The organism is Sagittula marina, from assembly GCF_014196795.1.
GTDB classification, from domain to species: domain Bacteria; phylum Pseudomonadota; class Alphaproteobacteria; order Rhodobacterales; family Rhodobacteraceae; genus Sagittula; species Sagittula marina.
Genome location: NZ_JACIEJ010000001.1, coordinates 628,880 through 648,303, shown reverse-complemented (window position 1 = coordinate 648,303; position 19,424 = coordinate 628,880). Strand labels below are relative to the sequence as shown.

Annotated in this window: 20 protein-coding genes; 9 read left to right on the top strand and 11 right to left on the bottom strand. The window is 61.5% G+C overall.

The genetic code is table 11. The annotated features are described in order from the left end of the window. Positions 1 to 98: 98 nt before the first annotated feature. From GGQ68_RS03135 to GGQ68_RS03125, 3 genes are read left to right on the top strand one after another with little or no spacing between them, the layout of a single operon-like run. On the top strand, positions 99 to 1,031 hold the full coding sequence (locus GGQ68_RS03135) for a bifunctional riboflavin kinase/FAD synthetase (RefSeq protein ID WP_183962927.1): 933 nt from the start codon (positions 99 to 101) through the stop codon (positions 1,029 to 1,031). Continuing rightward, complete coding sequence (locus GGQ68_RS03130) at positions 1,028 to 1,498, top strand: YcgN family cysteine cluster protein (protein WP_183962926.1); 471 nt, start codon at positions 1,028 to 1,030, stop codon at positions 1,496 to 1,498. The genes GGQ68_RS03135 and GGQ68_RS03130 overlap by 4 nt, the downstream gene beginning before the upstream one ends. 15 nt (positions 1,499 to 1,513) lie before the next feature. After that, positions 1,514 to 2,557, top strand: a complete 1,044-nt coding sequence (locus tag GGQ68_RS03125) for a threonine aldolase family protein (protein WP_183962925.1) — start codon at positions 1,514 to 1,516, stop codon at positions 2,555 to 2,557. A 51-nt stretch (positions 2,558 to 2,608) separates the two neighbouring features. Here GGQ68_RS03125 and hspQ read toward each other — a convergent pair whose 3' ends face one another. Further along, a complete protein-coding gene (gene hspQ / locus GGQ68_RS03120; RefSeq protein WP_183962924.1) occupies positions 2,609 to 2,935 on the bottom strand; it encodes a heat shock protein HspQ in 327 nt (108 codons plus the stop codon). 251 nt (positions 2,936 to 3,186) lie between these two features. Here hspQ and GGQ68_RS03115 point away from each other — a divergent pair, with 251 nt between their 5' ends. Then, positions 3,187 to 3,783 carry a transglycosylase SLT domain-containing protein gene (locus GGQ68_RS03115; protein WP_183962923.1) on the top strand — a complete coding sequence of 199 codons (597 nt, stop codon included), beginning with the start codon at positions 3,187 to 3,189 and terminating at the stop codon, positions 3,781 to 3,783. On the opposite strand, the gene GGQ68_RS03110 is transcribed toward GGQ68_RS03115, so the two are convergent. From GGQ68_RS03110 to GGQ68_RS03100, 3 genes are all read right to left on the bottom strand, one after another. Further along, positions 3,784 to 4,836 carry an MBL fold metallo-hydrolase gene (locus GGQ68_RS03110; protein ID WP_183962922.1) on the bottom strand — a complete coding sequence of 351 codons (1,053 nt, stop codon included), beginning with the start codon at positions 4,834 to 4,836 and terminating at the stop codon, positions 3,784 to 3,786. It lies immediately after the preceding gene. A 112-nt stretch (positions 4,837 to 4,948) separates the two neighbouring features. Then, positions 4,949 to 5,533 (bottom strand): LolA family protein, encoded by a 585-nt coding sequence (locus tag GGQ68_RS03105; protein ID WP_183962921.1) that lies wholly within the window; start codon positions 5,531 to 5,533, stop codon positions 4,949 to 4,951. 71 nt (positions 5,534 to 5,604) lie between these two features. Beyond that, positions 5,605 to 6,189: an exopolysaccharide biosynthesis protein gene (locus GGQ68_RS03100; protein WP_183962920.1), complete on the bottom strand. Its 585-nt coding sequence runs from the start codon at positions 6,187 to 6,189 to the stop codon at positions 5,605 to 5,607. A gap of 163 nt (positions 6,190 to 6,352) precedes the next feature. Between GGQ68_RS03100 and GGQ68_RS03095 the strand changes: the two genes are divergently transcribed. Next, positions 6,353 to 6,838: a hypothetical protein gene (locus GGQ68_RS03095; protein WP_183962919.1), complete on the top strand. Its 486-nt coding sequence runs from the start codon at positions 6,353 to 6,355 to the stop codon at positions 6,836 to 6,838. 74 nt (positions 6,839 to 6,912) lie between these two features. Here GGQ68_RS03095 and GGQ68_RS03090 read toward each other — a convergent pair whose 3' ends face one another. The 3 genes from GGQ68_RS03090 to GGQ68_RS03080 all read right to left on the bottom strand — a co-directional run bounded on the left by GGQ68_RS03090 (position 6,913) and on the right by GGQ68_RS03080 (position 12,961). After that, a complete protein-coding gene (locus GGQ68_RS03090; protein ID WP_183962918.1) occupies positions 6,913 to 10,197 on the bottom strand; it encodes a DNA translocase FtsK in 3,285 nt (1,094 codons plus the stop codon). A 26-nt stretch (positions 10,198 to 10,223) separates the two neighbouring features. Then, on the bottom strand, positions 10,224 to 11,402 hold the full coding sequence (locus tag GGQ68_RS03085) for an aminotransferase class I/II-fold pyridoxal phosphate-dependent enzyme (protein WP_183962917.1): 1,179 nt from the start codon (positions 11,400 to 11,402) through the stop codon (positions 10,224 to 10,226). 227 nt (positions 11,403 to 11,629) lie between these two features. Further along, entirely contained in the window at positions 11,630 to 12,961 is a 1,332-nt protein-coding gene (locus GGQ68_RS03080; protein ID WP_183962916.1) for an amidase, read from the bottom strand. A 46-nt stretch (positions 12,962 to 13,007) separates the two neighbouring features. Between GGQ68_RS03080 and GGQ68_RS03075 the strand changes: the two genes are divergently transcribed. Both GGQ68_RS03075 and GGQ68_RS03070 read left to right on the top strand, forming a co-directional pair. Beyond that, the gene (locus tag GGQ68_RS03075) at positions 13,008 to 14,252 is read left to right on the top strand and encodes a UbiH/UbiF/VisC/COQ6 family ubiquinone biosynthesis hydroxylase (RefSeq protein ID WP_183962915.1); all 1,245 of its coding nucleotides are present in this window, start codon (positions 13,008 to 13,010) and stop codon (positions 14,250 to 14,252) included. A 5-nt stretch (positions 14,253 to 14,257) separates the two neighbouring features. Further along, positions 14,258 to 14,575 (top strand): SDR family oxidoreductase, encoded by a 318-nt coding sequence (locus tag GGQ68_RS03070; protein WP_183963014.1) that lies wholly within the window; start codon positions 14,258 to 14,260, stop codon positions 14,573 to 14,575. A 149-nt stretch (positions 14,576 to 14,724) separates the two neighbouring features. On the opposite strand, the gene GGQ68_RS03065 is transcribed toward GGQ68_RS03070, so the two are convergent. Beyond that, the gene (locus tag GGQ68_RS03065; RefSeq protein WP_183962914.1) at positions 14,725 to 16,254 is read right to left on the bottom strand and encodes a DUF2125 domain-containing protein; all 1,530 of its coding nucleotides are present in this window, start codon (positions 16,252 to 16,254) and stop codon (positions 14,725 to 14,727) included. Between the two features lie 144 nt (positions 16,255 to 16,398). Between GGQ68_RS03065 and GGQ68_RS03060 the strand changes: the two genes are divergently transcribed. Both GGQ68_RS03060 and GGQ68_RS03055 read left to right on the top strand, forming a co-directional pair. Continuing rightward, positions 16,399 to 17,148 carry an SDR family oxidoreductase gene (locus GGQ68_RS03060; RefSeq protein WP_183962913.1) on the top strand — a complete coding sequence of 250 codons (750 nt, stop codon included), beginning with the start codon at positions 16,399 to 16,401 and terminating at the stop codon, positions 17,146 to 17,148. Then, positions 17,145 to 17,747: an enoyl-CoA hydratase/isomerase family protein gene (locus tag GGQ68_RS03055; RefSeq protein WP_183962912.1), complete on the top strand. Its 603-nt coding sequence runs from the start codon at positions 17,145 to 17,147 to the stop codon at positions 17,745 to 17,747. The genes GGQ68_RS03060 and GGQ68_RS03055 overlap by 4 nt, the downstream gene beginning before the upstream one ends. Before the next feature lie 125 nt (positions 17,748 to 17,872). Here the strand turns inward: GGQ68_RS03055 and def (GGQ68_RS03050) are convergent, their stop codons facing one another. Genes def (GGQ68_RS03050) through def (GGQ68_RS03040) form a run of 3 tightly spaced genes read right to left on the bottom strand, consistent with a single transcriptional unit; the run spans position 17,873 to position 19,382 of the window. Continuing rightward, positions 17,873 to 18,364 (bottom strand): peptide deformylase, encoded by a 492-nt coding sequence (gene def / locus GGQ68_RS03050; protein ID WP_183962911.1) that lies wholly within the window; start codon positions 18,362 to 18,364, stop codon positions 17,873 to 17,875. Then, the gene (gene def / locus GGQ68_RS03045; protein ID WP_183962910.1) at positions 18,361 to 18,858 is read right to left on the bottom strand and encodes a peptide deformylase; all 498 of its coding nucleotides are present in this window, start codon (positions 18,856 to 18,858) and stop codon (positions 18,361 to 18,363) included. Before def (GGQ68_RS03045) ends, def (GGQ68_RS03050) begins: the two co-directional genes overlap by 4 nt. Next, on the bottom strand, positions 18,855 to 19,382 hold the full coding sequence (def, locus tag GGQ68_RS03040) for a peptide deformylase (RefSeq protein WP_183962909.1): 528 nt from the start codon (positions 19,380 to 19,382) through the stop codon (positions 18,855 to 18,857). Before def (GGQ68_RS03040) ends, def (GGQ68_RS03045) begins: the two co-directional genes overlap by 4 nt. Between the last annotated feature and the right edge of the window lie 42 nt (positions 19,383 to 19,424).

Sequence of the window (19,424 nt, the reverse complement as noted above, 5' to 3'; positions counted from 1 at the left end):
AATGTTCTGCCAAGGCTGTCGCTACGTCAACCGACCAACCTGCAAGCAAAATACAAAAGCGGTTTATCCCTGCCAATGAATGCTCTAACTCCCAGCGTATGCGGATCGTCAGAGACTACCAATATACACAAACCGGGGACCGTGGCGCCAGCGCGGCCATCGGGAATTTCGACGGGGTGCACCGGGGCCACCAACAGGTGATCGACCTCGCGCGCCGCGCCATGCCAGATTCGCCGCTGGGCGTTTTGACGTTTGAACCCCATCCACGTGAGTATTTTGCTGCCGACGCGCCCGCTTTTCGACTAATGAGCGCAGAGGCCCGCGCCGCGCGACTGGAAAAGCTTGGCGTCGATGTGCTTTATCAACTTAACTTCAACAAATCGTTGGCCTCGCTCTCGCCACGAGACTTTGCAAGTCGCGTTATCTGCGAGGGCTTGGGCCTGCGAAATGTGGTGGTGGGCGCAGACTTCTGCTTTGGGCAGGGGCGCGCCGGAACCGTCGAAGATCTGAAGACCTTTGGCGCTGAAATGGGATTCGAGGTGACTGTGGCTGAACTCATGCAAACCGATGGGCTTGTGGTGTCCTCCACCGCGATCCGCGAAGCCCTGACCGAAGGCCGCCCGCGCGACGCAGCCGAGTTGCTGGGCCACTGGCACCGGATCGAGGGCGAGGTGATCGGCGGCGAACAGCGCGGTCGAGAGCTGGGCTATCCCACGGCCAACATGTCCATCGAGGGACTGCATCCGCCAAGGTTCGGCGTCTACGCCGTTTTGGTGGATGTGCGCGATGGGCCCCACAAGGGAAGCTATCACGGTGCGGCCTCTATCGGCGTCCGCCCGATGTTCGACGGCGATGTGCCAAATATCGAGACCTTCCTGTTCGATTTCACCGGCGACCTTTACGGGGCCACCCTGTCTGTCGCTCTGGTCGATTACCTTCGCCCGGAGCTGAAATTCGACGGGCTGGATGCGCTGATCACCCAGATGGACGCAGATTGCGCCAAGGCGCGCGACATTCTGGAGGCGCTTTGACCGACCCCATCGCGCGCCCCGACCTTGCCCCTCGATTTTGGGAGAAGAAGCGACTCACTGACCTGTCCAAGGATGAGTGGGAGGCGCTGTGCGATGGCTGCGGCAAGTGCTGCATGAACAAGCTCGAAGACGAGGACACGGGCGAGGTCGCTTTGACCCGGATAGCCTGCCGCCTTTTCGACAACGAAAGCTGTCGCTGCGCGCAATACCCGATTCGCCATCAGTTCGTGCCGGAGTGCATCGTGCTCTCGCCGTCCAACATGGCGAAAAACCTCTATTGGATGCCGGAAACCTGCGCCTACAAGCTGCTTTGGAACGGCAACCCCCTGCCGAAATGGCACCCGCTCGAGACCGGCGATCCCGATAGCGTGCATCGCGCTGGTGTGTCGATGCAGGGCATGACGGTGCCGGAATTTGACGTCGACGATGACGACTGGGAAGACCATATCATCGACGAACCCCGCTAGCTTCAGGAGGCTGCCATGTATCTCGCGTCCGACAACACCGGCCCGGTCCACCCTCAGGTCATGCAGGCGCTGACAGAGGCTAACGAGGGATATGTTCACGGCTACGGCAACGATGTGCACACCGAAGCCGCCAAGTCCGCACTGCGCGACCTGTTCGAGGCTCCGGACGCAGAAGTGTTCCTCATGCCCGGCGGCACAGCGTCGAACGCACTGGCACTTGGGACATTGGTGCAACCCTATCAGGCGGTGTACTGTTCCGGCCTCGCGCATATCCATGTCGACGAATGTGGCGCGCCGGAATTCTACACCGGCGGGGCCAAGCTGGTCGGCGTGTGCGAGGGCGACAAGGTCACGCCGGAGGCTCTGACCAAGGCTTTGGCCTTTTGGAACACCGGCGATGTACACCAATTTGATCGGGGCGCGCTGTCGCTGACCAACACCACCGAACGCGGCAACATCTACACGCTTGATGAACTGACGGCACTGGCGACGTTGGCGCATGAAAACGGGCTGTTTGTGCATTTTGACGGCGCCCGCTTTGCCAATGCCTGCGCCATGCTGGGCTGCACTCCGGCTGAGATGTCGTGGAAAGCCGGTGCCGATGTGGCGGTCTTTGGCGGAACCAAGAATGGCTGTATGGGCGTCGAGGCGGTGATTTTCTTCGACCCCGAAAAGGCCCGCGGCCTGCCGTTTCGACGGATGCGTTCGGGGCACTTGCTGTCGAAACACCGCTATCTGGCGGCCCAGATGAACGGCTATCTCAAGGATGGCCTGTGGCTTGAACTGGCGCAAAAGGCCAACGGCACATGTGCCAGGCTGGTGGACGGTCTTCGCGCATTGGACGTTAAAGTCCTGACAGATACGCCTGCGAACCTGCTTTATTTTGAGATGCCCCTGCGCGCTCATGATGCCGTACAGGCGGCCGGTGCAATGTATTACGACATGCGCACAGCGGATGCACAGCCCGAAGACATGACGCGCGGACGTCTGGTCGTCGATTGGGCGCTGGAGCACGCACACGTTGACGAGTTCCTGCAAAAGCTGAAGGCGGCCCTGTAAGGAACCGCCTTCAGCCTCACGGAGCGTGAGAGAGAGTCTGTTGTCAGCTGATCAATTCAGCTGGAAGTGCAGTTCATAACTGCCATCGGTAAACGCACCGAAAAGATCCGGAATGTCCGGATGGTCGACCGGCTCGCCGGAATAATCCGCCATCAGGTTTTGCTCTGACACGTAGGCCACGTAAAAGCTCTGATCGTTTTCCGCGAGCAGGTGATAAAACGGCTGCCCTTTGGCGGGGCGAGCTTCTTCGGGAATGGATTCGTACCATTCCTCTGTGTTGCTGAATTCAGGGTCCACATCGAACACCACGCCGCGGAATGGGTGTTTGCGATGCCGAACGACCTGTCCCAGGTGATATTTTGCGCGCTTCTTCAGCATATGCTCCACCTTTGTCATACTCACCTTGTAGCCAAGCTTGGCCCCGGTTGTCCAACTATTGACACGGATTTGCCAGAAACACTCTGTGGAAAGCGACCGAACAGTCGTCTTCGCACACGAAACATTCCCCCCTCTCAGGCCATGGTGATCTCCCCGGCGGCTGACCGCCCTCCGCGTGAATTATCATTTCAAAGCGCCGCGTTTTCGGTTATTTTGATGATAATGAAAAAAATGTAATACGCGTGAGGCAGATGAGCAGATTCTTTCGCGCGCTGGTGATTCTACTTTTGGTGGCGTCTTGTGGAGGCGGCGGCGGCTCTGGCACGTCCCCCGACAACTTGGACAACGCCTGTTCGATTCTCCAGCAGCGCCCGACATACTACCGCGCCTTCAAGGCTGCAGAACGCCGTTGGGGCGTGCCTGTGCACGTCCAAATGGCAACGATCTATCAGGAATCGAAATTCGATTCCGATGCGCGCACACCATTGCGCTACTCGCTGGGGGTGATCCCCGTGGGTCGACAAAGCTCTGCCTTTGGCTACAGCCAGGCGTTGGACGGAACCTGGAAGGAATACCTCGTCTCGTCCACTGCACGGCGTAACGCCAGACGCGATGACATTCGGGACGCAACCGATTTCATGGGGTGGTACATGAAGCAGTCGCATGACCAGCTGAATCTGCCGATGTGGGACGCCCGCAACCATTATCTTGCTTACCACGAAGGGCGCACAGGTTACCGTCGCGGATCTTACAACAGCAAGGCCTGGTTGCTTCGCGTCTCTTCCGAGGTTGGCGAACGCGCCGTGGTCTACAGCCAGCAATTGCGCAACTGCCGCCACGCGCGCTGATCAAATCGAGGGGATGGCCCAGCTGTCGCCCGGAGCCATGGCGCGGAACCGTTCAGGGGCCACGCCATGACGCTTCAGCCCCTCTGACAAGGCATCACGGGGCGCTTCGCGCGCCTCGTCCGTCAATTGAATTGTGCCCCAATGGTGGCCGATCGCATGGGCCGCGCCCAACAGTTTGAACCCGCGAACGGCTTCGTCCGGGTTTTGGTGTTGGTCCTGCATGAACCAACGCGGCGCATACGCCCCAATAGGCAGAATCGCCAACCGCAACGGGCCGAAACGCTGCAGTCCTTGATACGGTCGCCCCTCATCAAAGCCAGTGTCGCCGATGAACAGCAGAGCGCCCACAGGCCCCGTCAGCACAAAGCCACCCCAAAGCGCCATGCTCCGGTCGCCCATGCCGCGGGCGGACCAATGGTGGCTAGGCACGCCATGAACCTGCAACGGACCAAAGTCCGTACTCTCCCCCCAATCAATCGCCTGCGTCTGCAGCCCCGTCGGCGCGATCAAAGTGTCATTGCCCAGAAGTGTAATCACCTGTGGCGCGTGCACGGCCTGCACCCGGTGCAATGTGTCGATATCGAGATGGTCGTAGTGATTGTGTGACAGCAGAATCAGGTCGATGGGCGGCAGATCCGCAAACGCAATTCCCGGCGGCGCTATCCGCGTTGGCCCTGCGAACCTCACCGGAGACGCCCTGTCCGACCAAAACGGATCTGTGAGAATGTTCAGTCCCGCCATTTGAACCAACAGCGTCGCGTGACCCACCATAGTGACGGTCAGATCATCGATTCGCGTGGCAGGTTTGGCGGGAATAACTGCGACCGTCTCTGGCCAAGCGGCGGGCGTCGGCCCAAAGCGCCACCGCATCAAATCGCGAAACCCTTTTGGCGGCTTGCCTTCAGGATTGAAGAAACGAACCCCGTCAAAGTGATCGCTGACCGGCCCCTCATAATACGGATTTCGCCCGCGACGTCGGGTGGCCACTACCCCACCCACACCCCCAATGCCAACGGTGGCGGCGAGGGTCTTGAACATGGTGCGACGGTTCATCGCGAACTCTCCTGCATGAGATACTAAACAGGTAAGCCCGCCGGTCCTTGAGAACCAGCGGGCTTGGCGAATGAGATCCAGCAAAAGGCGACTAAACGCGCGCCCTGCCGCTTTATCGGTTCAGCTCTGTATCAATCAGGAATTCGCTCGTCGGGATAGAAGCCTTTTCCAGCCCCCCCAAGACAACGGTGGTCTTGGTGCCGTCACCATCGGTGATGATCCACTGACGCAGTTCGACCGGGTTTCCGGTGAACTTCATCTGAATGGACCCGTACTCCGGGCGCTTTGGGTCCTGTGCGGTAACGGTCGTCGCGGTGCCGTCATAGCCGTGCCCGGTCACCATGCCTGCGCGTGCCAGATCGACGTTGCGCGCAAGAATAATCGACAGTGGCGTTTGATTCAGCGGATAGGTCTCCGGGTTGCCACCCAGCTTGCGATCCATGACATAGACCGCACCAGAGGACACAAGCACCAGCCCGCGTTCTGGTGGATTGTAGTCGAAACGCGCCTTGCCCGGGCGCTTGATCCAGATTTCTCCGGTCGAGATCGTGCCGTCGGCATTGATCTGGGTGAAGGGGCTTTTAACGGTCTGAAGCGTATTCAGGTACTGCGAAACCTGACCAAGCGACAGTTGCTGTGCCATTGCGGGCAGAGCGGCGAGGCTCAGGGCGATTGCAGCGAGAAACGTGCGGAACATACGGGTCCTTTCCGGTGTCTGTTGACCCACATATGGCATGGGCGGAACGGTCATGCGATATCAGAGGCCGTTCAATACGATATCAATAGCCAAACCCCGCCGATCAAGCCCGCAGCGCCCGCGATCAAACCGAGCGCCATCAAAAGTCCGTCACGCACTGTGATCGCCAAGCCCAGAAGCGCTATGGCGGACATCGGCATGAGAGAGGCGAAGGGTAAGATTTCAGTGGACGGCACGGTCAGGCACAGCAAAACCACCATCACAGCTGCAACCCGGGGCGCGGGTCGACGTGTTAAGGCCGTCAGACGTTCCGAGGTGTGGTCGTCCAGCCAACTGGCAACAGGACGCGCCTTCTGCGTCGCGTTGTGAATGCTATCGTTTTCGACGGATCGATTGCGGATCGCACGCGGCAGCCACAGGCTGTCCCGCCCCAAAGCCACTTGGACGGCAAATATCAGGATGGCAATGGCGAACAGCGTGGGCACGCCCGGAACGCCGCCAATTGGCGTTATCACCAATAGCGCGGGCAACAGGATCAAAGGGCCGAAACTGCGGTTGCCTATCTCGTCCATCGCACCGGCGACGGAAACGGTGCTCTGTTGATCAGCGCAATCATCGAGCCGATTCAGAATCCTCTCCACCTTACCCGCGCACATTCCTGCCTCACATATTCGTATACAACTCCTTAACGCGTCGAACCCTGCCTTTGGTTCCCGTGTGGACCTAAAGGATGTCATGCATGGTACCACGCAAGCATCGCAACACGAGACAGACCCATTTTATTGCGTTACAGTCAGCAAGATATGGTAGGATACGCCGTTGGACGATATTGCTCATCATCTTCCGAAAATGTCGCGGATCCTCCGCCAGAAGGTTCTTTTGTGGGCCGGCTATCGTGATGTTGAAGGTCTGCCGCCACGCCTGTCCCATCTGCCGCTGGAGGAGTTTACAGGCATCGACCTGCCCGTAGCGATCAGCGAAGCGATCCGCACCGAAAAAGCGTCGGCGCCGACGGACTTTCAGACGATTTATCTGAATCCACAGCTGCGGATACTCAAGACCGGGGCGCGCGAGGGCGGCCTCCACTCCGAGATGCCGATCTCCCGCCCCGGCACCCGTAGCTTTTCGGCCTACATGAATGCCGTAAATCTAGGCCGCGCTCAATTTATCGAACTCACGCCTGAGCACGACGGCACCAAGTCTGCCCGCGTCCAAGCCCTGCTCGTTCCTCTGCGTGGCGACAATGGTGAGACCAATCATGTGCTGGGCATCTTTGATTTGTCTGATCCGCACACTTACGGATGAAGCGCACCGGCACATAAAAAGGCCCGCATCGCAAGGGACGCGACGCGGGCCTTTTGTGCATTCCGCGAAAGGGATTACGCCTGCTCTGGCACCAGGATTTCGCGTTTACCCACGTGATTGGCGGCAGAGACGACGCTTTCGTCTTCCATCTGCTCCACCAGTCGCGCGGCCTTGTTGTAACCAATGCCAAGCTTGCGCTGGATGTACGACGTCGAGCATTTGCGATCCTTGATGACAATTGCCACCGCCTGATCGTAAAGCGCATCCTCGCCACCTGTGTTGCCACCGGTGTTCAGGCCCAGCACGGCGTCGATGTTGTCTGCCTTCTCCTCAGCCGGCCCTTCGACCACGCCACCGACATAATCGGGAGGACCGAACGCCTTGAGGTGGTTAACGATCTCCTCGACCTCTTCGTCCGAAACGAACGGCCCGTGGCAGCGCGTGATCTTTGCCCCGCCTGCCATGAACAGCATGTCACCCATGCCCAGCAGTTGCTCTGCGCCCATTTCCCCAAGGATCGTGCGCGAGTCGATTTTCGAGGTGACCTGAAACGAGATCCGGGTGGGGAAGTTCGCTTTGATCGTGCCAGTGATGACGTCTACGGACGGACGCTGCGTCGCCATGATCAGGTGAATGCCCGAGGCACGGGCCATCTGCGCCAGACGTTGAATGCAGGCTTCGATCTCCTTGCCCGCCACCATCATCAGGTCGGCCATCTCGTCGACGATGACCACGATGTAGGGCATTTTCTTGGGCTCGAATTCATCCGTCTCGAACACCGGCTCGCCGCTCTCCTCGTCAAAGCCCGTCTGAACGGTGCGCGAGAACATTTCGCCCTTGGACAACGCATCGGCCACACGACTGTTGTAGCCGTCGATGTTGCGAACGCCCATCTTTGACATCTTGCGATAGCGGTCTTCCATCTCCCCCACGACCCATTTCAGCGCCACAACGGCCTTCTTCGGGTCGGTCACAACGGGCGACAGCAGGTGCGGGATGCCGTCGTAAACCGACAGTTCCAACATCTTCGGGTCGATCATCACCAGACGCAGATCCTCGGGCGTCAGCTTGTACAGCAAGGACAGGATCATGGTGTTGATGGCCACAGATTTACCGGAACCGGTCGTCCCCGCGATCAGCAGGTGAGGCATCTTGGCCAAGTTGGCCACGACCGGATCACCGCCGATGTCCTTGCCCAGCGCCAGCGGCAGTTTCTGGTTTCCATCGCCGAAGTCGCGCCCGGCGAGAATCTCGCGGAAGCAGACCATCTCGCGCTTGTCATTGGGCAGTTCGATCCCGATGACCGAGCGCCCCGGCACAGTGGACACACGCGCGGACAAAGCCGACATCGAGCGCGCGATATCGTCGGACAGACCGATGACGCGGCTCGCCTTGAGGCCCGGCGCAGGTTCCAGTTCGTACATCGTGACCACAGGGCCGGGGCGGACAGAGACGATCTCCCCCTTCACGCCGTAGTCATCCAGCACGGATTCAAGCATACGCGCGTTTTCTTCCAGCGCTTCATCGGACAGGTGGTGGCGTTCGACAGCTTCCGGCGACATCAACAGATTGAGCGGCGGCAGTTCGTATTCCGCGTGTTTCTTCTCATCAAACGCGAGCGAGGGCTGGGCCTCCAGCTTGGCGCGGGTCGACAATTGTACCGGCTTGCGGATCGGTTGCTGCACGACCTTCTTGGCCTCGGGCATGAGGTCATGCGTTCCGTTGCCGCCACGCTGGATCGGCGGCGCAGAGCTGGACGACGCCGGGGCCGATGGCTCATCACCATACGTTTGCGCCTCGTCATAATCGCCAGCGTCATAGTCGTCGCCGTAATCATCGAAATCCGTCATCTCGCCGTAGGCATCGTCCATGCCGGCATTGATGCGCGGCGAGGCGGGAGCAGGCATTTCTGCATAGGCGGTGGCGTCCGGACCATTGCGGGTCGGCGCGGCATCATATGCCGGAGCCTCATGCGCAAGGTCATCATAGGGTGCGTCCTCATAGGGCGCGTCGTACGCATCTTCATAGGCTGGAGCCGACGCCGCCTTGGCCGCAGGCGGCATGGTGGCCATGGCAGCACCCACAGCGGGGGCGCTCAAACTGCGCACCGTATCCCGTGCCGTCACCGGGGGTTCCGGCGGGAGAGTTGCGGGGCCGGCGGTCAAGGGCGGCTCTGGCGGCAGGCCGTTGGTTCGCGGCGCGGGAGAGAAAATCAGCGGCTTGGGACCATGGCCGCGTCCACGGGTCAACGGCTTGGTCGGATCATCTCGGCGTGCAGCGACCGGGGCCGCGTAGGGGTGCCGCGCCTTCACCGCATGGGCAATCTTAGCGCTGATCCGGTCAGGTTCGGGCGCATCCACATCGTGATCCATCAGGTTGTCCACCAATTCAGGCTGCGGCATGACTTGCGGCTCAGAGCGGCGCATCAAAGACGGCATACGGGACAGGAAACCGCCCTTCTCGGCCTTTTCCTCGGCGGCCGCGGCCTCGTACTGTGCCATCTCTTCGTCATCGAGCAGAGGCACGTCGAGGTCATCTTCCATAGCGCGCATCGGCGGCACGGCCCGCTGCACCCGCGGCGCAGCGACGGCCACATGATCCCGCGCAGCCTCGGCTTGCACGGTGCGATTTGCCCGGCGGTCCGCCTGCTTTTCCTGCAACTTGCGCGCCGCGCCCATCGCGCCAGACGCGCCAACCCCGGTCAGCCGCACGATCTGCGCATAGGTCATGATGACGCCCACCAAAAGGAAACGACCAAGGAACTTCAGCTCCGCCTTGGTGAAACCCAGCACGAAGATGCCAAGCCCAAGGATGGCCCCCCCCAGCATCAGCATCATGAACTTCAGGCCCGTCGCCGGGGACACGCCCAACCCGTCCAGGGCCGTCAGCGCGGAGCCCATGACCATGTCGCCAAACAAACCGCCAAGGCCAAAGTGATGCGACCAGTCGTTGCCGTGCGGCAGGCCAGAGGCATAGACCGCGCAGACTGCAATCCAGATCGGCGCAAAGATCAGGCAGCCGAAGGCACGCCCTTGCGCTTTGTTCATCGCGAACCGTGCGCCCCAGACCACCAAAACCGCAGCCAAAGCCCAGGCGCCGGTGCCCACAATCATGAACAGCGGGGCCGCAACAAAGGCCCCCAGGCGGCCCATCCAGTTTTCTGCCGGGGCGTCGGTGGCCGACAGCCAGCTGGGATCATCCGGCGAATAGGAGGCGATCATTGCCGCCGCCATCAGGCCCAGCAAGACCAGCACCAAGCCCACCAGTTCACGACCGCGCTTTTCCAGCACCTCCGTGGTGCCGGAATCGAGCAGAGGGTCGCGCCGCCGGTTCGTCTGGTTGACCTGATATGATGCCATTGTTCCGCCTCGTCTTTTTATCTTTATCAGTACAGGGTGTCCCGGATCAGGGTCAGCCCGTCCCGTGTCTCTTCCAGTGGGGCAACAATCGCCACGCGGATATAGCCCGCACCGGGATTGGTTTGCCCACTTATGTCCTTTGACAGGTAGGCCCCCGGCAGCACACGCACGCCGGTCTCCTGCCACAGCCGCAGCGTTGCGGCCTCTCCGTCTTCGACTGGCAACCACAGGAACATGCCCGCCTGCGGGCTGAGATAGCCCGGCACATGTCCCAGGATCTCATCCGCCAGTTCGTATTTCTCCGCGTAAAGCGCGCGATTCTGCGTCACATGCGTTTCTTCGGCCCACAGCTTTTCGCTCGCCCGTTGGATCGGCAGCGGCACAGGGGCCCCCGCATAGGCGCGCAGCTGCTTCATCCGCGCGATGCTGTCCGGCCCGCCCGTCACGAAGCCAGAGCGCAGCCCCGGCAGGTTCGACCGCTTGGACAGCGAATGAAAGGACACAACGCGCTCCGGATCAGCGCCCATCGCCTTGGCCACCTCCAGCGCGCCCACAGGGGGCGTGTCGCGGTAGATCTCTGCGTAACACTCGTCCGCGAGGATCTGAAAATCATATTGCTCCGCCAGCCCGATGAGCCCGCGCCAATATGCCTCATCCGCCATCACCCCTTGCGGGTTTGCAGGGGAGCAAATGTAGACAGCAGCGGTGCGGTTCAGCACCTCCGGGTCGACGGCCGCGAAGTCGGGCAAATGACCCGTCTCTGCGGTTGCCGGGACAAAGCGCGGCTCCGCCCCCACCGAGATCGCCGAGATCATGTAGACCTGATAGAACGGGTTCGGCATCAGCACCACGGGGCGCGCGCCGTTCTTGTGTTCCGGGATCAGCGCCATGCCGGCGTTGTACAACCCCTCGCGCGACCCATTCAGCGCCATGACCTGCGTGTCCGGGTCAACCATCACGTCATAGCGACGATACAGCCAGTCACGGATCGCGCCGCGCAGCTCCGGCGTGCCTTCATTGGCGGGGTATTTCCCAAACTCATGCGCATGGGTCGCAATGGTCTCGGAGACCCATTGCGGAAAGGCGTGCTTTGGCTCGCCGATGCTCATGTGGCGTATATCACCACCGGGTTCATGCACGTCCAAAAGGGCGCGCAGACGCGGGAATGCATATGCCGGTAGGTTCGAAAACCGTTCGGGGGACATAGGTCTAGCTCTGATCTGCCTCGTGCGGGGTCGTTGTTCGCCCCGCGATTGCCCGCAGGATACGGAACAAAGGGGGGCGCTGTCCACAATGATGACGCCGCAGAGAAGGCCTGTGGCGCGAAAGTCGCAATGAGATTGGTGTCTTGCCAGAACCGCAGCTCGGGTTCGCCTGTATCGCGGGCGTTTTTCTTACTGGGTCAAACTGATTCGACGGGCGCGCCCGCCACTTACACCTTCAGCGCCGCCTCCGCGGCATGGGCCAGCCGCAGCAGGCGAGGCTCTGTCATCGGCGGCGCCATCAGCGACACGCCACAGGACGGGACACCCGTTGGCAGCGTCACAATCCCGCCGCCCAACAGGTTACCGATGCGCGTGTTGCGCAATGTGCGCAGGTTCTCGGAGACGTAGTAATCGCCCTGCTCCATCAGTTTGTCCTTTTTGGCGGGCAGGTTCGGCGCGGTCGGGCAAATCACGGCATCAAAGCTGGCCGTCTCGCGCCACCACGCGCGCCGCACGTCCTCCAGATGCTGCCAAGCGGCCTTGTAAGTCGCCGCATCATGCGTCGCCCCGGACTCGAACCGCTCTCGAATCGGAGCGAACATGGCGTTCGGGTTGGCCTTGATCGCCTCTCCCCATGTGGCCCAGGCCTCCACCGTATACAGCATCCCGCTGTCCCGGTGCGGGGCACCGATCTGCGGAAAGTCCAGTTCCACAACCTCCGCCCCAGCATCGCGGAACCGCGCCACCGCATCGGCGAAGGCGCGCGCCGGAGCCTCGTCCAGATCCTCCATCACGACGGTCTGCAACATTGCAAAGCGGCGCCCCTTCAACGAAGCCCCGCGCAGATCCGGTGCGGGCTTGCCCTCCATCGCGGACAACAACAGGGCCGCATCCTCGACCGAGCGCGCCAGCGGCCCCACCGTGTCGAAGCTGGTGATCAAGGGCACCGCGCCCTCAAGTGACAGCCGACCCGAGCTGGTCTTCAAGCCCACAAGATCGTTCCAACAGGCCGGCAAGCGCACTGACCCGCCGGTGTCCGACCCGATCCCCGCCGCCGCCAACCCAAACGCCACAGAGGCTGCCGCGCCAGAGGACGACCCACCGGCGACCGCCTCCGGATCGTTCACACAAGGCGCAGTGGCTGTCACCGGGTTCAGACCAAGCCCCGAAAACGCCAGCTCCGACATATGTGTCTTGCCCAGACAAACCGTGCCCGCCAGCGTCGCGGCGCGCAACACCTTTGCATCGCGGTCTGGAACGCGCCCGGCGAGCAGGCCTGACCCAGCCTCCGTCACCACGCCGGCGGTGTCATACAAATCCTTCCAAGAGATCGGCACCCCGTCCAACGGGTGCCGCCGCACACCGTCCCTGGCGCGCTTTGACGCGGCCAGAGCTTCCGCCATTGCGCGCTCTTCGGTCAGGCGCGCGTAGATCCGGTCGGACGCCGGCTCTGCCGCGATGGCGTCATAAAACCCTTGCGTCAGATCGACCGGATCGACCTCCCCCCGCCCGATGGCGCGGCCCATTTCTGCGGCGGTGGCTTTGGTCCAGTCGGTCATCTCGGGCACTCCTTCTTTGCGCGCGACGCTAGCGCCACAAAGGCGCATGGACAATCCCGCGCGCGCGACCATATTCAGCCCCATGAAACACGATCTGATCATCGTCGGCGGCGGCCTGAATGGCCCCGCCCTCGCGTTGGCGGCGGCGCAATGCGGCCTCACCAGCGTGGTGCTGGACGCCCTGCCCGCCCCTACCCGGACGCAGGACGATTTCGACGGCCGCAGCTATGCGCTGGCTCTGTCCTCGCAACGCATGCTGGACAGGCTTGGTCTGTGGGACGGGCTCGAAGACGACGCTCAGCCCATGCTCCAGATCAAGGTCTCCGACGGGCGCGTTGGGGATGCCCGCGTGTTCCTCGGGTTGCACTTCGACTCCGCCGAGATCGAAGAAGGCCCCATGGGATATATGGTCGAGGATCGCTACCTGCGCCGTGCCCTGATGGATGCCATGGACCACAGCCCGCAGATCACGCCCCGTTCCGCCTGTCGGGTGATCGCCCAAGACACCGACCACAGCGGCGTCACCGTAACGCTGGAAGGCGGCGAGACCGTAAGCGCACGATTGCTTGTGGGCGCAGATGGGCGCAGCTCCGGCACCGCCCAGCGCGCAGGCATCCGACGCACCGGCTGGGGCTACGGTCAGACCGCCCTTGTCTGCGCAATAGCGCACGAAAAGCCGCATGAGGGCACAGCGCATCAACTGTTCATGCCGGCCGGACCACTGGCGATCCTGCCGCTGACCGGCAACCGCTCCTCCATCGTCTGGAGCGAGAAGCAAGACAGCGCCCAAGCCATCAATGCCCTGAGCGAAGATGACTACCTCGCTGTCCTCCGCCCCCGTTTCGGCGACTTTCTCGGCGATATAGCCCTAGCAGGAACCCGCTTCACCTACCCGCTGGGCCTGACGCTGGCGAACAGCTTTATCGACACGCGGCTGGCGCTGGTGGGTGATGCGGCACATGGGATGCATCCCATCGCGGGCCAGGGGCTGAACGCCGGGCTGCGCGACGTGGCCGCGCTGGCGCATGTGCTGTCTCATGCGTCGCGTCGGGGCGAAGACATCGCCTCCGACTTCACTCTGGCCCGCTACCAGCAATGGCGGCGCTGGGACACGGCGACGCTTGCGGGCAGCACGGACCTTTTCAACAGATTGTTTTCAAATGACAATCCCCTTCTCCGCGCGGCCCGCGACATCGGCATGGCTGCAATCAACGCCGCTCCCGGACTCCGCCGCGGCTTCATTCGCGAAGCGGCCGGCCTCAACGGCGACCTCCCCGACTTGATGCGCTAGGGCCTATCCGTCGTCGGGCCTACGGCACATCCACGGCCGCCGTGATCCAACTTACCAAGCAGCACGCAGCGGGGCTGGGTGACTATGACATCCGGGTGAGCTGCGCCCCGCCGTGTCCGGTGCGCACCGAACTCGCCATGGCCGTCCACACTCCGGAGACTATCCCCGCATATCACGACGCCCTACCTTTGAACCGCTACGAACTGGCCGCACTCAGGTGCTTCCTGTGCCCGGACAAGGCCGCATATATCACCGGTCGAGCGGTCGCGGTGGACGGCAGATCTGCCTCGACGGGCGTCGGCGTTCTGGCTTTGCAGTCATAACGTCTTGGCGTTTCAAATACTTCGGTGGAGGGCTAGGGCAGCCCCCTCAGGCGAGAGATATCTCTCGCCGCAGGGCGTGCCCCTGAATTACCCCAGACACGCGTAGGGCGGGGAACTTCCCCGCCCTATGCAAACACTCAATCGTCAGATCACTTGATTCGCTGACCGTTTGCCAGCACGTGACCCTGATCGTTCACCAGAATGGTCGAAGTCGCCGTATCCGGCTCTGCCCCCGGCACGGTGAACATGCCCAGCATCATCCGCGCGCCCATTGCGTCTTGCTCCTGGACAAAGCCCATCTCGATCAGCTTGTCGATCACGCCATTCACGCCGGAAATGGTCAGATCGATCTGGCCCTCTGGGCGCGGCATCCCGTCAAAGGTTTCCGTATCGGTGTTATCAAAGGTGAATTCACCCTCGCCAAGAATCTCAGCCCCGATGGCACGCACCACCAGATCTGTCAGGGTAACCTTGTTCAGTTCACCGGGCAGCTCTTCGCCCTCTTCCACAGCCTCCATCGCATCTTCGTCGATGATACTGACAAAGGGCGTGACCTCCGCCTCCAGGTTCGCGCCGATCGTCGCGGGATCACGCGGCAGCACGCCCTGCGGGTCAAAGATGCCCCACAGCATATCCGCCATCTCGAAATCAGACAGCAACACCGACAGGCTTGCAGGAACCGGCTCTTCTGACGCCGCGAGCGGCATCTCGAAGGAGAACCCCGCCTCACCAAACTTGCCCTCGATCGGGAACGGCATGTCCGGCACCATCATCGACACGCTCTGGCCAAGGGCGGACAGCACATAGACCATCTTTTCCTGCGACATGGCAAAGCCCAGTTCGCCACCGTCAGACGACAACTGCCCCGTCACACGATCCGACCCGTCCTGAAAGTCAAAGCTGGTCTCACCACCTTGATGCGTGATCGACGCATCGACCTCAAACCCCGAAGCCAGCATCGCAGGGGCGTCGGACATATCGGCCCCATCGGGCACCACCGTCGTCCCCTTCCCCGCGAGGCCACGCAGCGTCCCGCTGAAAAGACCTTTGGTTTCATCATCTTCCGGCGCGGTGAAGGCGAAGTCATAGGTGATGTCGCCGTAAGTCATGTCCTGCGATACGCTGCGCAGACCGTCCTCTATGCTGACAACAGACGTCCCCGCCACAGGCCCCATGGAAAGCGATGTTTTCAGGGCCTCCTTCGGCAGAAGTTCGCCCTCGTCCGTCACGCTGTCCAACACCATCCGGATCTCTTCGGCCCGCGACTCGTAGGTCATCTCTTCCGGGGTGCCCGATGCGTTCACAAGCAGACCACTGTGCGACAGCGCCACCGCCACCACGGTCGGCGAAGCATCTTCGCCCTCGGGTGTGATGGTCACCTCCATCATGCCGCTTTCCGGCATCGTCATATCGACAGTGCCATCGCCGACATCGGTGTAGATCATGTCCGGCAGCGTCACGACCATGGTGCCACCGTCCTCCGGCAGAGGCGCAGTATAGCTGATGCCAGACACCTCCAGCCCGTTGTCCGTGGCGGTCTCTGTCGCCGAAATCTCGTAACCGAAATCGGACAGGTAGGACTCGAGGTTGTTCCAGACCTCTTCACTCGTAACGTCCGCGAAGGACGGGCTGGCCATGGCGGAAAGCGCCAGAATGGAAACTGCGGAAACCCGTGTCATATCAATGTGCCTCTTTGGTACGTTCATAAAATTCTTGGCCGTAGTGTTGCAGGCCTGCCCTTGGGGTCAAGGGGCTGGATTCCATACTTAGTTGTCTTTACCAGTTTTGCGAGACGACCCAGCGCAAACGAGATGGAGCACGAGATGAGTCTGACAGGCAAAGTGGTTCTGATCACCGGAGCAAGCCGTGGCATAGGTGCACAAGCCGCCCGCGCCTTTGCCGCCGCGGGGGCCAAAGTCGCGCTGGTGGCGCGCGGCTCTGACGCTATCGCGGAACTGGCCGGGGAAATCGGCGCTTCTGCTGTTGCGATTCCCTGCGACATTTCGCGCTACTGGGAGATGGAGCAAGCCGTGGCCAACTGCGTGATCGCGCATGGCGGGCTGGACATCGTGGTGAACAACGCAGGTGTGATCGAACCCATCGCCCATCTGGCGGACGCCGACCCGGACGCATGGGGCACAGTGATCGACATCAACCTCAAGGGGGTGTTTCACGGTATGCGCGCGGCGTTGCCCGGCATGTTGTCACAAGGATACGGCACGGTTTTGACCATCGGCTCTGGCGCGGCGCATGGCCCGGTAGAGGCATGGTCGCATTACTGCGCCTCAAAGGCCGGCGCTTTTATGCTGACCAAGATGGCGCATAAGGAATATGGCGACAAAGGCATCCGCGCCATATCTCTCTCACCCGGCACTGTCGCGACCCAGATGCAAAAGGAAATCAAGGCGTCTGGCGTGAACCCCATCAGCCAACTGGACTGGTCCGACCACATCCCGCCGGAATGGGTGGCGCAGACACTGGTCTGGATGTGCGGCGCCGAGGCCGATGCCTATCTGGGCGACGAAATCTCTCTGCGGGATCCCGACGTCCGCGCCAAGGTTGGCCTTGCATGATCCGGCTGGACAAGGACGGTGACTATTGGACCGCCACCATCGACCGCCCGGAGAAGGCAAATTCGCTGACGCAGGACATGCTGGAGCAGCTTTGCCAGATCGCAGAGGACGCCCGAACCGCCCGCGTTCTGGTGTTGACGGGCACGGGCAAGGTCTTCTCCGCCGGGGCCGACCTTGACGCGGCCAAAGCTGGGCTTGCCACATCCCCCTTGTGGGAGCGATTGTCAGCCGCAATTGCACGCCATCGCGGTCTGACGATCTGCGCCCTGAACGGCACAGTTGCCGGTGGCGCAATGGGGATGTTCCTCGCCTGCGACCTGCGGCTGTCCGTCCCCAACGCCAAACTGTTCTATCCAGTGATGAAACTTGGCTTTCTGCCGCAGCCCTCCGACCCAAAACGCCTCGCTGCGCTCGCCGGTCCCAGCCGTGCCAAGATGATCTTCATGGGCGGTGCAAAAGTCACCGTCGAGGAGGCGCAGACCTGGGGCCTCATCGACCGCATCATCGACGATCCATTGGCCGAGGCGCGCATGCTGGCAACCGACACGCTCGCCGCCACGTCAGACCACGCCGCGGGGATCAAAGCCCTGATTGGTTAATCGCTTCCACGCGCAGCAGCCACTCTGGGCTCCGTTGCCCACCGACAAAACGCCGCCCGCTTCCGTGCTTTAGAAAAACTCTGCGGGCTGGCCCCGCTTCGCATTTCAAGGCAGCGAAACGCCATTTACCGTTTTCGCGCCTTGCGGATCAGTATGTCGCGCTTCACTTTGGACAGATGGTCGAAAAACATCTTGCCGTTCAGGTGATCCACCTGATGCTGCAACGACGTGGCCCAAAGGCCAACCAAGTCCTTTTCGATCCGGGTTCCGGTCTCATCCAAATAGGCCACAGTCACCGCACGCGGGCGCGATATTTTGGACCAGACGCCCGGCAAATTGGGGCTGCCTTCTTCGTGCTCGCGCAATTGCACGGAGGCATGCAGGATCTCCGGGTTGGCCATGCGGATCGCCTGCCCCCGCGTATCGGAGGCATCCACAACGGCCACACGCAGCATCACGCCGATTTGCGGCGCGGCAAGGCCGACCCCCGGCATGGCGTCCATCGTTTCGATCATATCGTCCCAAAGCGTGCGGATCTCGTCCGTCACCTCGGAAACCGGGTCCGCCACCGACCGCAAGCGTTTGTCCGGCCATGCCACAAAGGGGCGAACAGTCACGTGCGCGCGCCCCATTCTGCCATAACATCTGCCAGTGACGCACTGTCGATACGGTGAAAATGCATTCTCCCGTCGAGGTGATCCGCCTCGTGCTGAGCGATGCGCGCCTCTGCGCCTGTCAGGATCAGCTCCTGCCGCTCGCCTTGCAGGTCGCTGAAACGCAGGCAGATATGCTCCACCCGCGGAACCGTCACCGACACGCCCGGCATGGACAGGCAGCCCTCTTCGCCGTCGACTTCCGGGCCGTCGAGCACTTCGATCTCCGGGTTCAGACAGGCGAGCGGCGTCTTCTCCCCTGTTTTCCAGCCCGCATCCATGACGAAAACTCGCGCGTCCACGCCAATTTGCGGCGCAGCCAACCCGCGGCCCTGCGCGTCATACATGGTGTCGAACAAATCCGCGACCAGTGCCGTCACATCATCAGAGACCGCCACCGGACGGCAGCGCAATTTCAGCGCCGCATCCGGCCATTTTACAATCGGGTGCACACTCATACAGAATCCCTCGCACGTTCTTTTTTCAGTTTGACCATCTTGCGGGTGATCATGTTGCGCTTCAGCGGCTTGAGATAATCGATAAAAAGCTTGCCATCGAGGTGGTCGATCTCGTGCTGTACGCAGGTGGCCCAGAGCCCGTCAAAGGTTTCGGTCTGCAAGACACCATTCACGTCGAGCCAGGCCACATCCACCACCTTCGGGCGCTCAACATCTGCGTATTGGTCAGGAATAGACAGACACCCCTCTTCATAGACGTTCAGATCGTCCGAGGACGCAATCACACGCGGATTGAACATCACCAGCGGTCGCGGCTCTTCGCCATTATCAGGCTTGGCACAATCCATCACGATCAGGCGGTCCATGACACCTATCTGCGGGGCGGCCAGTCCGATCCCCGGCGCATCGTACATGGTTTCCAACATGTCGTCGGCCAAGACGCGCAGGTCGTCCGACAGGTCGGGCACCTCTGCACAGACCTTCTTCAGACGCGGGTCGGGGTGGATCAGGATCGAACGCTTCATCCGCACGATTTAGGCGCAGGCGCGATGAATCGCAATATCACG